This window comes from Agromyces chromiiresistens (assembly GCF_029167465.1).
GTDB lineage: Bacteria > Actinomycetota > Actinomycetes > Actinomycetales > Microbacteriaceae > Agromyces > Agromyces chromiiresistens.
The window spans coordinates 305,439-319,958 of the sequence record NZ_JARFNL010000006.1; the positions used below are offsets into that span (position 1 = coordinate 305,439).

At 70.3% G+C, this 14,520-nt stretch carries 14 protein-coding genes; 9 read left to right on the forward strand and 5 right to left on the reverse strand.

Annotated elements, in window-relative coordinates:
• The first annotated feature begins 7 nt into the window (after nucleotides 1–7).
• The 9 genes from uvrC (at nucleotide 8) to PX701_RS16710 (ending at nucleotide 8,445) form a co-directional block, all read left to right on the forward strand.
• Nucleotides 8–1,921, forward strand: a complete 1,914-nt coding sequence (uvrC, locus tag PX701_RS16670; RefSeq protein WP_275506931.1) for an excinuclease ABC subunit UvrC — start codon at nucleotides 8–10, stop codon at nucleotides 1,919–1,921.
• A 31-nt stretch (nucleotides 1,922–1,952) separates the two neighbouring features.
• Nucleotides 1,953–2,831: an RNase adapter RapZ gene (rapZ, locus tag PX701_RS16675; RefSeq protein ID WP_231430931.1), complete on the forward strand. Its 879-nt coding sequence runs from the start codon at nucleotides 1,953–1,955 to the stop codon at nucleotides 2,829–2,831.
• A gap of 31 nt (nucleotides 2,832–2,862) precedes the next feature.
• Nucleotides 2,863–3,843, forward strand: a complete 981-nt coding sequence (whiA, locus tag PX701_RS16680) for a DNA-binding protein WhiA (RefSeq protein WP_231430932.1) — start codon at nucleotides 2,863–2,865, stop codon at nucleotides 3,841–3,843.
• A 140-nt stretch (nucleotides 3,844–3,983) separates the two neighbouring features.
• A complete protein-coding gene (locus PX701_RS16685; RefSeq protein ID WP_275506932.1) occupies nucleotides 3,984–4,610 on the forward strand; it encodes a superoxide dismutase in 627 nt (208 codons plus the stop codon).
• 93 nt (nucleotides 4,611–4,703) lie between these two features.
• Nucleotides 4,704–5,708 (forward strand): type I glyceraldehyde-3-phosphate dehydrogenase, encoded by a 1,005-nt coding sequence (gene gap, locus PX701_RS16690; RefSeq protein ID WP_275506933.1) that lies wholly within the window; start codon nucleotides 4,704–4,706, stop codon nucleotides 5,706–5,708.
• Between the two features lie 11 nt (nucleotides 5,709–5,719).
• Nucleotides 5,720–6,934 carry a phosphoglycerate kinase gene (locus PX701_RS16695; protein WP_275506934.1) on the forward strand — a complete coding sequence of 405 codons (1,215 nt, stop codon included), beginning with the start codon at nucleotides 5,720–5,722 and terminating at the stop codon, nucleotides 6,932–6,934.
• The gene (tpiA, locus tag PX701_RS16700) at nucleotides 6,925–7,713 is read left to right on the forward strand and encodes a triose-phosphate isomerase (RefSeq protein ID WP_231430936.1); all 789 of its coding nucleotides are present in this window, start codon (nucleotides 6,925–6,927) and stop codon (nucleotides 7,711–7,713) included. Before PX701_RS16695 ends, tpiA begins: the two co-directional genes overlap by 10 nt.
• Before the next feature lie 102 nt (nucleotides 7,714–7,815).
• On the forward strand, nucleotides 7,816–8,067 hold the full coding sequence (secG, locus tag PX701_RS16705) for a preprotein translocase subunit SecG (RefSeq protein ID WP_231430937.1): 252 nt from the start codon (nucleotides 7,816–7,818) through the stop codon (nucleotides 8,065–8,067).
• Between the two features lie 12 nt (nucleotides 8,068–8,079).
• Nucleotides 8,080–8,445 (forward strand): RNA polymerase-binding protein RbpA, encoded by a 366-nt coding sequence (locus PX701_RS16710; protein ID WP_231430938.1) that lies wholly within the window; start codon nucleotides 8,080–8,082, stop codon nucleotides 8,443–8,445.
• 73 nt (nucleotides 8,446–8,518) lie between these two features.
• Here the strand turns inward: PX701_RS16710 and pgl are convergent, their stop codons facing one another.
• Genes pgl through tal form a run of 5 tightly spaced genes read right to left on the reverse strand, consistent with a single transcriptional unit; the run spans nucleotide 8,519 to nucleotide 14,514 of the window.
• Nucleotides 8,519–9,289 carry a 6-phosphogluconolactonase gene (gene pgl, locus PX701_RS16715; RefSeq protein ID WP_231430939.1) on the reverse strand — a complete coding sequence of 257 codons (771 nt, stop codon included), beginning with the start codon at nucleotides 9,287–9,289 and terminating at the stop codon, nucleotides 8,519–8,521.
• Nucleotides 9,286–10,245 carry a glucose-6-phosphate dehydrogenase assembly protein OpcA gene (locus tag PX701_RS16720; protein WP_275506935.1) on the reverse strand — a complete coding sequence of 320 codons (960 nt, stop codon included), beginning with the start codon at nucleotides 10,243–10,245 and terminating at the stop codon, nucleotides 9,286–9,288. Before PX701_RS16720 ends, pgl begins: the two co-directional genes overlap by 4 nt.
• A complete protein-coding gene (gene zwf / locus PX701_RS16725; protein WP_231430941.1) occupies nucleotides 10,242–11,783 on the reverse strand; it encodes a glucose-6-phosphate dehydrogenase in 1,542 nt (513 codons plus the stop codon). Before zwf ends, PX701_RS16720 begins: the two co-directional genes overlap by 4 nt.
• A 20-nt stretch (nucleotides 11,784–11,803) precedes the next feature.
• The gene (locus PX701_RS16730) at nucleotides 11,804–13,408 is read right to left on the reverse strand and encodes a glucose-6-phosphate isomerase (RefSeq protein ID WP_275506936.1); all 1,605 of its coding nucleotides are present in this window, start codon (nucleotides 13,406–13,408) and stop codon (nucleotides 11,804–11,806) included.
• Nucleotides 13,405–14,514 (reverse strand): transaldolase, encoded by a 1,110-nt coding sequence (tal, locus tag PX701_RS16735; RefSeq protein ID WP_275506937.1) that lies wholly within the window; start codon nucleotides 14,512–14,514, stop codon nucleotides 13,405–13,407. The genes PX701_RS16730 and tal overlap by 4 nt, the downstream gene beginning before the upstream one ends.
• Nucleotides 14,515–14,520 lie beyond the last annotated feature (6 nt).

Genomic DNA, 14,520 nt, shown 5'->3' on the forward strand with positions numbered 1-14,520 from the left:
GCCGATGGTGAGCGCGCGACCGAGCTCCGACACGGTTCCGTACCGCCCGAAGCCGGGCGAGATCCCGACGAGTCCCGGCGTGTACCGCTTCCGCGACGCCGACAGGCGGGTGCTCTACGTCGGCAAGGCGAAGAACCTGCGGGCGAGGCTCTCGAACTACTTCGCTCCGCTGAGGAGCCTCCACGAGCGCACCCGGCGCATGGTCACGAGCGCCTCGTCGGTCGAGTGGACGGTCGTCGGCAGCGAGGTCGAGGCGCTCCAGCTCGAGATCACGTGGATCAACGAGTTCCATCCCCCGTTCAATGTCCGCTTCAAGGACGACAAGTCGTACCCGTACCTCGCCGTGACGATGGCCGACGAGGCGCCGCGAGCCTTCGTCACGCGCAATCGCAAGATCCGCGGCGCCCGCTACTTCGGGCCGTACCCGAAGGTGTGGGCGATCAACGAGACGCTCGAGATCCTGCTGAAGCTCTTCCCGATCCGCACGTGCAAAGACAGCGACTACCGGCGGGCGATGGCGAGCGGCAAGCCGTGCTTCGCCGGTCAGATCGGTCGCTGCTTCGGGCCGTGCTCAGGGCTCGTCACCATCGAGGAGCACCGCGAGAACGTCGACCGCTTCGTCGGGTTCATGCAGAATCAGGACCGGCGCATCGTCGGCGAGCTGACCGATCGCATGCAGGCCGCCGCCGCCGCGCAGGAGTACGAGGCAGCCGCCCGCTACCGCGACCGCCTGCAGGCGGCGAACGCCTTCTTCGAGAAGAGCGCGGTCGTGCTCGGCGACAAGGTCGACCTCGACGTCTTCGGCGTCGACCACGACGAGCTCGCCGCCGCCGTCCAGCTGTTCATCGTCCGGGGCGGTCGAGTGCGCGGCGTGCACTCGTGGACCGTCGACAAGGAGCTCGACGTGCCGCTCGGCGACCTCGTCGACTCGATCGTGCAGAACGCCTACGCCGATGGGCTGACTCCGCCGGCCGAGGTCGTCGTTCCCGAGCTCCCCGACGACGCTGCGGCGCTCGAGGACTGGCTGGGCGCGACCGCCGGACGGAAGGTGCGCCTGCGGGTGGCGCAGCGCGGCGACAAGGCCTCGCTCCTGCAGACCGCGACGCAGAACGCACGCCAGACGCTCATGCTCTACAAGACCCGTCGTAGCGCCGACTTCACGACGCGCTCGCGTGCCCTCGAAGACATCCAGGAGGCGCTCGGCATGGCCGATGCGCCGCTCCGGATCGAGTGCTACGACGTCTCGCACCTGAGCGGCACCAACATCGTGGCATCCATGGTGGTCTTCGAAGACGGCCTGCCGCGCAAAGACGAGTACCGCCGGTTCACGATCCCGCAGTCGAGCGACGACACCGACTCGATCCATCAGGTGCTCACCCGACGGTTGGCGTACCTCGCGAACGCGCACGAGGCTGCGGCCGAGCGCGAGGGAGACGCCGGCGACGCTCCCGAGCGGCGCAAGAAGTTCGCCTACCCGCCGAACCTGCTCGTCGTCGACGGCGGGCAGCCGCAGGTCGCGGCCGCGGAGCGCGCCCTGCGGGAGTCGGGAGTCCAGGGCATCTACCTCTGCGGCATCGCGAAGCGTCTCGAGGAGATCTGGACGCCCGAGAGCGACTTCCCGGTCATCCTGCCGCGCAACAGCGACGCGCTCTTCCTGTTCCAGCGGGTGCGCGACGAGGCCCATCGGTTCGCGATCACGCACCAGCGGCAGCGTCGCAAGCGCGACATCGGGTCGGTGCTCGCCGAGATCCCGGGCCTGGGCCCCGCCCGGGTGAAGGAGTTGCTGCGCCATTTCGGCTCGGTCGCGCGGTTGCGTGCGGCCGACGAGCACGCCATCGCCGAAGTGAAGGGCATCGGCCCGACGCTCGCGGCGACCGTCCACGCGCAGCTGCACGCCGATCCCGCGCCCGCACCCCGCTAGGCTGGTGTGTCGGTACGAGAAGGGGGCTGGCATGGCGGCGGGGGAGCCCGAGCGGCAGGAGATGCTCATCGTCACGGGGATGTCCGGTGCCGGACGATCGACCGTGGGCAATGCGCTCGAGGACCTCGGCTGGTACGTCGTCGACAACCTGCCGCCGCAGATGCTGCGCCCGCTCGTCGAGCTCGTCGAACGAGCCGGCACGTCTCTGCCGCGCATCGCGGCGGTCGTCGACATCCGCGGCCGTGACTTCTTCGCCGAGCTCCAGGACATCATCCAGGCGCTGCGCACCGGCGTGAACGTCCGCGTCGTCTTCCTCGACGCGAACGACGCGGTGCTCGTGCGGCGTTTCGAGGCGGTCCGCAGGCCGCACCCCCTGCAGGGCAACGGCACCCTCCTCGACGGGATCGGCGCCGAACGTGCTCGCCTCGCGACCCTTCGCGAGGCGAGCGACTTCGTCGTCGACACCTCCGACCTCAACATCCACCAACTCGCCAACCTCATCACCGAGACGTTCGCCGACGCCGACCATGCGGGCCTCCGGGTGACGATGCAGAGCTTCGGCTTCAAGTACGGTGCTCCGACCGACGCCGACCTCATCGCCGACGCCAGGTTCCTGCCCAATCCGTTCTGGAATCCCGAACTGCGACACCTCACGGGCGAAGACGCCCCGGTGCGCGACTTCGTGCTCGGCCAGCCGGGCGCCATGGAGTTCATCGACGCCTACGCCAAGGCGCTCGAACCCGTCCTCGCCGGCTACCAGCGAGAGAACAAGCGGCACGCGACGATCGCGATCGGCTGCACGGGCGGCAAGCACCGCTCGGTGGCGATGGTCCGAGAGCTGAGCGAGCGCGTCGCGAACATGCCCGGCGTCGTCGTGAGCGTGAAGCATCGCGACCTCGGTCGCGAATGACGCCGGGCCCGCAACACAGATTGGAACACAGGTGCCATTGACCGCTGATGTGAAAGAGGAGCTCGCCCGCGTCGAGGTCTCCAAGACGAGCGTACGAGTCGCGGAACTCGCGTCCGTGCTGCGCTTCGCCGGCGGACTCCACATCATCCAGAACCGCATCGCGATCGAAGCGGAGCTCGACTCGAAGACGGTCGCCAAGCGCGTCACCCGCGATCTCGGCGAGATCTACGGTGTTCGTCCCGACGTCTCGGTGATCTCGCCGTCCGGTGTCCGCCGCACCAACCAGTACCTCATCCGCGTGCTCGACGGCGGCGAGACCCTCGCCCGTCAGACGGGGCTGCTCGATGCGCGTCGCCGGCAGGTGCGCGGCCTCCCGAACAAGCTGACGACGGGCTCGCGCGACGAGATCGCCGCGGTCTGGCGCGGCGCCTTCCTCGCGCAGGGGAGCCTCACCGATCCCGGCCGCTCGGCCGCGCTCGAGATCACCTGCCCCGGCAACGAGACGGCGATGGCGCTCGTCGGGGCGGCCGGGAGACTCGGCATCTCCGCCAAGGCGCGCGAGGTGCGGGGCGTGCACCGCGTCGTCATCCGCGACGGAGAGGCGATCAGCGCGATGCTCTCGGCCATGGGGGCGACCGGCACCGTCCGCAACTGGGAGGAGCTCCGCCAGCGCCGCGAGGTGCGGGCGACGGCCAACCGGCTGGTCAACTTCGACGACGCGAACCTGCGCCGGTCGGCCCAAGCCGCAGTCGCCGCGTGCGCGCGGGTCGAGCGGGCGATGGAACTGCTCGGCGACGACATCCCCGACCACCTGCGCTACGCCGGCGAGCTCCGGCTCGCGCACCGCGATGCGAGCCTCGACGAGCTCGGCCACCACGCCGACCCGCCGATGACGAAGGACGCCGTCGCCGGACGGATCCGGCGACTGCTCGCGATGGCCGACAAGCGTGCCGCCGACCTCGGCGTCCCGGGCACCGAGGCGAGCCTGCCTGCTGATCTCGACGAGGTCTGAGCCCCAGTCGTCCTTCCCGCCGTTGCCCCGCGTGACGAGCCCCGATGGCGGCGTCGGGGTCGGGCATAGACTCGGGAGAGCGGCCGTGGAGACCCGGGTGAGACGCCCGGGTGCCCCGGCGCGTCTGACAAGGAGAAGCAATGGCTGACTACACCCTCCCCGATCTCGCCTACGACTATTCGGCGCTCGAGCCGGCGATCAGCGGCACGATCATGGAGCTGCACCACTCGAAGCACCACCAGGCGTACGTGACCGGCGCGAACACCGCGCTCGCCCAGCTCGCCGAGGCGCGCGACTCGGGCAACCTCGCGAACGTCAACAAGCTCGAGAAGGACCTCGCGTTCAACCTCGGCGGCCACGTCAACCACTCGATCTTCTGGACGAACCTGTCGCCGAACGGCGGCGACAAGCCGACCGGAGAGCTCGCCGCCGCGATCGACGACCAGTTCGGCTCGTTCGACAAGTTCCAGGCCCACTTCACCGCGACGGCGCTCGGCGTGCAGGGCTCGGGCTGGGCCGTGCTGGCGTGGGACTCGCTCGGTCAGCGCCTGATCATCGTGCAGTTCTTCGACCAGCAGGGCAACCTGCCGGCCGGGATCGTTCCGCTCCTCATGCTCGACGTCTGGGAGCACGCGTACTACCTCGACTACAAGAACGTGCGCGCCGACTACGTCAAGGCGTTCTGGACGATCGTCGACTGGGAGAACGTCCAGCAGCGCTTCACCGCAGCTGGTGAGAAGACCTCAGGGCTGCTGCTACTGTCGTAAATCGGATGGTGTCCCCGGCATCGTCCGGGGACGCCGTCGTCCGATCCGTCCATCCGTGAAACGGCGCGATCCGCGCCACGTCAGGAGACATCCGTGTCTGTAAAGATCGGCATCAACGGCTTCGGCCGTATCGGCCGCAACTACTTCCGCGCGGCACTCGCCCAGGGCGCCGACCTCGAGATCGTCGCGGTGAACGACCTCACCGACAACAAGACGCTCGCCCACCTCCTGAAGTTCGACTCGGTCACGGGCCAGCTCGACGCCACCGTCGAGTACGACGACGAGCACATCATCGTCGACGGCACGCCGATCCGCGCCTTCGCGGAGCGCGACCCCGCGAACCTCCCGTGGGGCGACCTCGGCGTCGACATCGTCATCGAGTCGACGGGCTTCTTCACGAAGGCCGCCGACGCGCGCAAGCACCTCGAGGCCGGGGCGAAGAAGGTGCTGATCTCCGCACCCGCGACCGACGAGGACGCGACGTTCGTCATGGGCGTGAACGAAGACACGTACGTGCCCGAGCGCCACCACATCATCTCGAACGCCTCCTGCACCACGAACTGCCTTGCGCCGCTCGCCAAGGTGTTCAACGACGCGTTCGGCATCGAGCGCGGTCTCATGACCACGGTGCACGCCTACACCGCCGACCAGAACCTGCAGGACGGCCCGCACAAGGACCTGCGTCGCGCACGCGCCGCGGCGATCAACATCGTGCCGACCTCGACCGGCGCCGCCAAGGCGATCGGGCTCGTGCTGCCCGAGCTCGTCGGCAAGCTCGACGGCTTCGCCCTCCGCGTGCCCGTGCCGACCGGCTCGATCACCGACCTCACCGTGACGGCCTCGCGCCCCGTGACGGTCGACGAGATCAAGGCCGCCTACAGGGCCGCCGCCGAGGGGCCGCTGAAGGGCATCCTCAAGTACTCGGAGGACGAGCTCGTCTCCTCCGACATCGTCTCCGACCCGCACTCGTCGATCTTCGACGCCGGACTCGTGCGCGTGATCGGCGACCAGGTGAAGCTGTCCGCCTGGTACGACAACGAGTGGGGCTATTCCAACCGCCTCGTCGACCTGACCGAGTACGTGGCCGACCGGCTCTGAAAGCGAGAAACGTGACCCTGCGAACCATCTCCTCACTCGGCGACCTCGCGGGCAAGCGCGTCGTCGTCCGCTGCGACCTCAACGTTCCGTTGAACGACGGGGTCATCACGGACGACGGCCGCGTGCGCGCGTCCGTCCCGACGATCGACGCCCTGCGCTCGCAGGGCGCCCGTGTGATCGTCATCTCCCACCTCGGTCGCCCCGACGGCGCGCCCGACCCCAAGTACAGCCTGGCGCCCGTCGCCTCGCGGCTCGGCGAACTGCTCGGCGCCCCCGTGGCGTTCGCGACCGACACGGTCGGCGAGGATGCCTCGGCGAAGGCGGCGGCGCTCGGCGACGCCGACGTGCTCGTGCTCGAGAACCTGCGCTTCAACCCGGGGGAGACCTCGAAGAACGAGGCCGAGCGCACCGCGTTCGCCGGTGAGCTCGCGGCCTTCGCCGACGCGGTCGTCTCCGACGGCTTCGGCGTCGTGCATCGCAAGCAGGCGAGCGTGTACGAGCTCGCCGAGCTGCGCCCGAGCGCCGCGGGACTGCTGATCGCCGCCGAGCTCGACGTGCTCGACCGGCTCACCGAGAACCCCGAGCGCCCGTACACGGTCGTGCTCGGCGGTTCGAAGGTCTCCGACAAGCTCGGGGTCATCGCCCACCTGCTGCCCCGTGTCGATCGCCTCCTCATCGGTGGCGGCATGCTGTTCACGTTCCTCGCCGCCCAGGGGCACAAGGTCGCGTCGAGCCTGCTCGAGGCCGACCAGATCGACACCGTCAACGGCTACCTCGCCGAGGCCGCCGAGCGCGGGGTCGAACTCGTGCTGCCGACCGACGTCGTGGTCGCGGCATCGTTCTCGGCCGATGCGGAGCACGTCGTCACCCCGGCCGACGCGATCGAGGAGACGCCGTTCGGAGCCTCCGGGCTCGGCCTCGACATCGGTCCCGAGACGGCGGCGCGGTTCGCCGAGCTCGTGCGCGACTCGAAGACGGTGTTCTGGAACGGCCCGATGGGCGTCTTCGAACTCGCCCCGTTCGCCGCCGGCACCCGTGCGGTGGCCGAGGCGCTCACCGAGGTCGACGGCCTCAGCGTGGTCGGCGGAGGCGACTCGGCCGCTGCCGTGCGCGTGCTCGGCTTCGACGACGAACGATTCGGACACATCTCGACGGGCGGGGGCGCGAGCCTCGAATTCCTCGAGGGTAAGAAGCTCCCCGGACTGGAGGTCCTCGGATGGCAGTGAAGCGCACCCCGTTCATCGCAGGCAACTGGAAGATGAACCTCGACCACCTGCAGTCGATCGCGTTCGTGCAGAAGCTCGCGTGGGCGCTCGGCGACGCGAAGCACGACTTCGCCGACGCGGAGGTCGCGGTCTTCCCGCCGTTCACCGACCTGCGCAGCGTGCAGACGCTCGTCGCAGCCGACTCGCTGTCGATCGGCTATGGCGCGCAGGACCTGTCGAAGCACGACTCCGGCGCCTACACGGGTGAGATCTCGGGCGCGTTCCTGAAGCAGCTCGACTGTGGGTACGTCATCATCGGCCACTCCGAGCGGCGCACGCTGCACGGCGAGACCGACGACGACGTGAACGCGAAGGTCATCGCCGCCCACCGCCACGGCCTCGTGCCAGTGCTCTGCGTCGGTGAGACCGCGGACGACCTCGAGGCGCACGGTGCCAGCGCGGTGCCGGTCGCACAGCTGCGCGCGGCGCTCGAGGGCGTCGATGCGGCCAAGGGCCTCGTCATCGCCTACGAGCCGGTCTGGGCGATCGGATCGGGTCAGGCGGCGACGCCCGCCCAGGCCGAACAGGTCGCCGCCGCCCTGCGCGCGGTGCTCGCCGAGATCGCCGGCGACGAGATCGCCGCGTCGACCCGCATCCTCTACGGCGGATCGGTCAAGGCGGCCAACATCGCCGCGTTCCTGCGCGAGCCGAACGTCGACGGTGCGCTCGTGGGCGGTGCGAGCCTCGACATCGACGAGTTCTCGAGCATCGTCCGCTTCAAGAAGCACGTCGGCGCCTGACCCGCGTCGGGGGTCGGCGCGAGTCTCCGACCTCCGACGCCGCGCCCGGCTATACTCGATTGTCGGCATCGACCCCCTGCGTCGTGCCCGGAAAGGTTCACCGTGGAGATTCTCCAAGTCGTGCTCGAGGTGCTGCTCGGCCTCACGAGCCTGCTGCTGACGCTGCTCATCCTGCTGCACAAGGGTCGCGGCGGCGGTCTGTCCGACATGTTCGGCGGTGGCGTCACCTCGAGCCTGGGTGCGTCGGGCGTCGCCGAGCGCAACCTGAACCGCATCACGGTGGTGCTGGGCCTCGTCTGGATCACGTGCATCGTGATCCTCGGGCTCATCACGAAGTTCCAGACCGGCGCCTGACGAGGAGGAGACATGGCATCAGGCAACAGCGCCATCCGCGGCTCCCGCGTGGGAGCCGGACCGATGGGCGAGCAGGACCGCGGCTTCCACGCCGATCGCGTCGCGATCAGCTACTGGGACGCCCAGGGCAACGAGACCGTCCGGTACTTCGCGGCGAACCTGCCCGAAGAGGAGATCCCCGACGTCATCGACAGCCCGTCCACGGGGCTGCCGGCTGGTCGTGACCGTGAGAATCCTCCCGCGGTGACCAAGCTCGAACCGTACAAGACCCACCTCGCGTACGTGAAGGAGCGTCGTACCGAAGACGAGGCGGCCGCGCTGCTCGACGAGGCGCTCACCCAGCTCCGCACCCGGCGCGGGCAGCTTCCCAAAGACTGATTTCGCTCCCTGGGCGACGAGAACGGGGCGGGCCATCGGCCCGCCCCGTTCGTCGTGCGTGGGGTGATCCGCGTCAGTACTCCCGGGCGATGAGCGCCTCGGGCACCTCGGCCGCGGCGTCGCGGTCGACGAAGAACACGGTGCGCCGGCGTCCCTTGATGCCGGCGACCGGCACCTCGTCGCGGCTCGCGCCGGCGAGTGCGAGCCCGAGGGCGGAGGCCTTGTCGGCACCCGCGAGCACCATCCATACGCGCTGAGACGCGTTGAGCACCGGGCGGGTGAGGCTGAGGCGCTCGGGCGGCGGCTTCGGCGAATCGCGCACGGGGATGACCGTCTGGTCGGCGACCTCGATGCCCGACCGGTGCGGGAAGAGCGAGGCGATGTGTCCATCGGGTCCGACGCCGAGGAACGTGATGTCGAAGATCGGGTGCTCGGCGCCCTCGGCGGCATGGTCGGCCAGCTCGGCCGCGTACTCGACGGCGGCCTCGTCGAGCGTCAGTCCGGAGTCGGAAGCCGGGAACGGATGCACGTTCTCGTCGGGGAGGTCGAGATCGTCGAGGAGGGCGTCGCGCGACTGGCGATCGTTGCGATCGGCATCGCCGTGCGGAACCCACCGTTCGTCGCCCCACCAGAAGTGCACGCGCGACCAGTCGATCGACATGCGAGCGGGGGAGGCGGCCACGGCCTCGAGCACGGCCGAGCCCATCGACCCGCCCGTGAGCACGACGTGCACGACGGGCTGCGCGTCGAGCAGGTCGAGCGTCTTCGTGATGAATCGCGCGGCCACCGCGCCGGCGAGCGTCGCCTTGTCGGGGTGCACGAGCACCCGGCGTTCGTTCGTCACTCGATCTCCTCCGCACCGTCGTCGGCGAGGAGCCGGAGCCCCTTCGCGATGACTTCACCGTACAGCTCGTCGGGGTCGAGTCGGCGCAGCTCATCGGCGAGGCAGTCGCGAAGGCTGCGTCGGGGGAGCGCGACGTCGTGCAGCGGCTGGTCGGGCTGACGCAGCGTCGCAACTCCCGGCACGTCGCGCACGAGCTCGATGGGGCCGCTCGGGCGATCGAGCCGCACACCGTGGATGCCGTGCGACCCCTCGTCGACGCCGGTGAGCTCGACCTCGGTCGAGCAGCCGAGCTGCAGCCGCAGCCAGGCGCCGAGCAGGGTCGTCGACGGCGAGTCGATCGCGCCCGACACGTGCACCGCGGTGATCGGCTCGTAGGGCGGCTGGTCGAGCACGGCGGCGAGCTGGGCCCGCCAGAGCGTGAGCCTCGTCCACGAGAAGTCGGCGTCCCCGGGGGTGTAGCTCGCCGCGAGCGCATGCAGGGCCGCCTGCGGATCGGGCTGGGTCGAGGCATCCGTGATGCGTCGCTGCGCGATGCGCCCGAGCGGTGAGCGCCCGGGCACCGCCGGCGCGGCGCCGGGCCACCACGTGACCACCGGGGCGTCGGGCAGCAGCAGGGCCATCACGAGGCTCTCCTCGTAGCGCGCGGCGTCGCCGTGCGCGCGGAGGATGATGACCTCGCTCGCACCCGCGTCGCCGCCCACCCGGATCTCGGCGTCGAGTCGGGCTTCGATCGCGTCGGATTCGGTACCGGGCTCGATCGAGACCACGATGACGCGCATCGGATGCTCGCGCGAGGCGTCGTTGGCCGCCTCGATGGCCTCCTCCTCGGCGTCGGGCGTGGTGGCGATGACGAGCGTGAGCACCCGGCCGAGGGCGACGACGCCGCCGTCCTCCCGGATCTTCACGAGCGTCTTCGAGACCTGGCTCGTGGTCGTGTCGGGCAGTTCGACGATCATGGGCGTCTCCAAGTGCGTCCGTCGCGGGCGAGCAGCTCGTCGGCCGAGCTCGGCCCCCAGGTGCCGGGCCGGTACTGTTCGGGCTGACCCTGGGTCGCCCAGAACTCCTCGATCGGGTCGAGGATCTTCCAGCTGAGCTCGACCTCCTCCTGGCGGGGGAAGAGCGGCGGGTCGCCGAGCAGCACGTCGAGGATGAGCCGCTCGTACGCCTCGGGGCTCGCCTCGGTGAACGCGTGGCCGTATCCGAAGTCCATCGTGACGTCGCGCACCTGCATGCCGGCGCCCGGAACCTTCGAGCCGAACCGGATGGTGACGCCCTCGTCGGGCTGCACGCGGATGACGAGCGCGTTCTGGCCCAGCTCGGAGGTCTGGCTGTCGGCGAAGAGCTGCTGCGGCGCCCGCTTGAACACGACGGCGATCTCCGTGACGCGACGCCCGAGGCGCTTGCCGGCACGCAGGTAGAACGGTACGCCGGCCCAGCGCCGGGTTCCGATCGTGAGCTTCATCGCCGCGTAGGTCTCGGTCGTCGAGGCGGGGTTCATGCCGTCCTCCTCGAGGAAGCCGACGACGTGCTCGCCACCCTGCCAGCCGCCCGAGTACTGACCGCGCGCGGTGCCCGTCGCGAGGTCCTCGGGGATGCGCACGGCGGCAAGGATCTTCTCCTTCTCAGCGCGCAGGTCGGCGGCGTCGAACGAGATCGGCTCCTCCATCGCGGTGAGCGCGAGCAGCTGCAGCAGGTGGTTCTGGATGACGTCGCGGGCCGCGCCGATGCCGTCGTAGTAGCCGGCACGACCGCCGACCCCGATGTCCTCGGCCATCGTGATCTGCACGTGGTCGACGTAGTTGGTGTTCCAGATCGGCTCGTACAGCTGGTTGGCGAAGCGCAGGGCGAGGATGTTCTGCACCGTCTCCTTGCCGAGGTAGTGGTCGATGCGGAAGACCGAGTCGGGCGGGAACACGCTCGCCACGACGTCGTTGAGCTCGCGCGCCGACGCCAGGTCGCTGCCGAACGGCTTCTCGATCACGACCCGCCGCCACTGGCCGTCGCGCTGCTCGGTGAGGCCCGAGCGCTTGAGCTGCTCGGTGACGAGCGGGAACGACTTCGGCGGGATGGACAGGTAGAACGCGTGGTTGCCCATCGTGCCGCGTTCGCGGTCGAGCGTCGCGACGACGTCACGCAGGCGGTCGAACGCCGCGTCGTCGTCGAACGTCCCGGTGACGAACCGGATGCCTCGCGCGAGCTGCTGCCAGACGTCCTCGCGGAACTCGGTGCGGGCGTACTCCTTCACGGAGTCGTGCACGATCTGTGCGAAGTCCTCGTCCTCCCAGTCGCGGCGGGCGAACCCGACGAGCGCGAAGCCCGGGGGCAGGAGCCCGCGGTTCGCGAGGTCGTAGACCGCCGGCATCAGCTTCTTGCGCGAGAGGTCGCCCGTCACGCCGAAGATGATGAGGCTCGACGGCCCCGCGATGCGGTTGAGCCGGTAGTCCTTGGGAGATCGGAGGGGGTTGTGGTGCGCCGAGATCTCTGCCGAAACCACGTGCCGGTCCTTTCGTTCGGTCACCCGATGGCGTCGATGAGCGGGCCGAGGTTCGCGGCCGGGTCGGTGAGCGTCAGTGTGAGCACCGGGCGCCCGTGCTCGGCGAGCACGCTCGCGTCGCCGGAGGCCTGGGCTGCGATGAGCTGCCCGAAGGTGAACGGGCGCTCGGGGATGGCGAGGTCGTCGACCGGCGTCTGCGTGATCTGCAGGAACACGCCGACCGCGGGGCCGCCCTTGTGGAACTGGCCCGTCGAGTGGAGGAACCGCGGGCCCCATCCGAAGGTGACGGGGCGACCGGCTCGCGCCGCGATGAGGTCGCGCAGCTTCGCGACCTCGGGGTGGGCGACCCGGTCGACGTAGGCCTGGATCGACACGTAGCCGTTCGCCGGCAGCTCCTCCAGCAGGACGTCGACGGCCGAGACGAGGTCGCTCGCGGCGCCGATCACCTCAGGGGTGCCGCGCACCTCGATGCCGTCGGCGACGAACGCGGCGGGCTCGGGTGCCGGACGCGCGTCGAGGAGGCCGCGCGCGGCGACCTTCGCCGATTCGACGTCGGGCTGGTCGAACGGGTTGATGCCGAGGAGACGCCCCGCCACGGCGGTCGCGTACTCCCACACGAGCAACTGGGCGCCGAGCGTGCCCGACACGCGGATGTCGCCCGACCGGTCGTGGGTGAAGATCGAGTCTCCTGCGTCGTCGACGAGGCGCACGACCTGCAGGTCGGGGAGCGACTCGCCGAGCTCGGGGGCATCGGCGTCGAGCACGACGGGCAGGATGCCGGTGCCCTCCTTGCCCGTGGACTCGGCGATCAGCTGCTCGGCCCAGTCGGCGAACCCGACGATGTGGGTGCCGTCGGCGACGATCGCGAGCTTGTCGCGCAGCGGCGCGGTCGCGGCGATCGCGGCGCCGAGCACGAGTCCGGGGTTGTCGGGCGTATCGATCGCGAGCGAGAGCTCGATGGTCTCGGCCTCGTCGAGGATCTCCGCGATGTCGACGCCCGCGAGGCCCGAGGGCACGAGGCCGAAGGCCGTGAGCGCCGAGTAGCGGCCGCCGACGTTCGGGTCGGCGTTGAAGACGCGGTATCCGGCCGCGCGGGCCGACTCGTCGAGCGGCGAACCCGGGTCGGTCACGACGATGATGCGGTCGGTCGGATCGATGCCGGCGTCGCGGAACGCCTGCTCGTAGGCCCGGCGTTGGCTGTCGGTCTCGACGGTCGAGCCCGACTTCGACGAGACGACGAGGGCGGATGCCTCGAGCCGGTCGCCGAGCGCGGCGCGGACCTGCCCCGGCTCGGTGGAGTCGAGGACCGTGAGATCGACGCGTGCGGTGCGCGTGATCACCTCGGGTGCGAGCGATGAGCCGCCCATGCCGGCGAGCACGATGTGACGCACGCCGGCGGCCTCGAGTTCGTCGCGCAGGGCTTCGATCTCGGCAACGAGCGGGCGCGAGACCGCGACGGCCTCCGTCCAGCCGAGGCGCTTGCCGGCCTCGTCTTCGGCCGCGGGGCCCCAGAGCGCGGGGTCCTGCGCGGTGATGCCGCTCGCCACGAGGTCGGCGACGAGTGCCGGGACCGTGCGGCGCACCGCATCGGCGGCCGCGCCCGAGACGGAGATGCGGAAGCTCATCGGGCGGCCTCCAGCGCGGTGCGCACGGAGTCGAGCAGCTCGCCCCAGGAGACGTTGAACTTCTCGACGCCCTCGCGCTCGAGGAGTGCGGTGACGTCGTCGTAGTCGACGCCCACGGTCGCGAGCGCGTCGAGCACCTCGCCGGCGCCGGCGTAGTTGCCGGTGACGGTGTCGCCCTCGACGACGCCGTGGTCGAACGTCGCCTCGAGCGTCTTCTCGGGCATCGTGTTGACGACGCCGCGGGCGACGAGCTCGGTCACGTAGAGCGTGTCGGGCAGCGTCGGGTCCTTGACACCGGTCGAGGCCCAGAGCGGACGCTGGAGGTTCGCGCCGGCGGCGATCAGCGCCTGGGCGCGCTCGGTCGCGAACTGCTCCTCGAACAGCTCGTACGCGAGCCGGGCGTTCGCGACGCCCGCCTTGCTCTTGAGGGCCAGCGCCTCGGGCGTGCCGATGGCGACGAGCCGCTTGTCGATCTCGGTGTCGACGCGGGAGACGAAGAACGAGGCGACCGAGTGGATCTGCGACAGGTCGTGGCCCGCCGCCTTCGCCTGCTCGAGGCCGGAGAGGTAGGCCTCGATGACCTCGCGGTGGCGGTCGAGGCTGAAGATGAGCGTGACGTTGACGCTGATGCCGGCGCCGATCGTCTCGCGGATCGCGTCGAGGCCCTCGACGGTCGCGGGGATCTTGATCATCGCGTTCGGCCGGTCGACCTTCGCCCACAGGGCCTTCGCCTGGGCGACGGTGCCCTTGGTGTCGTGGGCGAGACCGGGCTCGACCTCGATCGAGACGCGGCCGTCGACGCCGCCGGTGCGGTCGTAGACGGGCCGCAGCACGTCGGCCGCCGCGCGCACGTCGTCGGTCGTGATGTCGAACACCGCGGTGTTGACGTCGGCGCCCGCGACGGCGAGCTCGTGCAGGTGCTCGGTGTAGCCGTTGCCCGCGGTGAGCGCGTTCGCGAAGATCGTGGGGTTCGTGGTGACGCCGACGACGTTGCGCTCGGCGATGAGGCGGGCGAGGTCGCCCGTCACGAGGCGCTCGCGCGAGAGGTCGTCGAGCCAGATGCTGACGCCGGCCTCCGAGAGGGCGGCGGTGGGGGAGCTGGTCATGGGGTG

Coding starts and splice junctions, on each gene's coding strand:
- PX701_RS16730 (WP_275506936.1), bottom strand. CDS start 13,408: ATGAGCTTCCGCATCTCCGTCTCGGGCGCGGCCGCCGATGCGGTGCGC.
- PX701_RS16720 (WP_275506935.1), bottom strand. CDS start 10,245: ATGATCGTCGAACTGCCCGACACGACCACGAGCCAGGTCTCGAAGACG.
- tpiA (WP_231430936.1), top strand. CDS start 6,925: ATGGCAGTGAAGCGCACCCCGTTCATCGCAGGCAACTGGAAGATGAAC.
- PX701_RS16685 (WP_275506932.1), top strand. CDS start 3,984: ATGGCTGACTACACCCTCCCCGATCTCGCCTACGACTATTCGGCGCTC.
- tal (WP_275506937.1), bottom strand. CDS start 14,514: ATGACCAGCTCCCCCACCGCCGCCCTCTCGGAGGCCGGCGTCAGCATC.
- rapZ (WP_231430931.1), top strand. CDS start 1,953: ATGGCGGCGGGGGAGCCCGAGCGGCAGGAGATGCTCATCGTCACGGGG.
- PX701_RS16710 (WP_231430938.1), top strand. CDS start 8,080: ATGGCATCAGGCAACAGCGCCATCCGCGGCTCCCGCGTGGGAGCCGGA.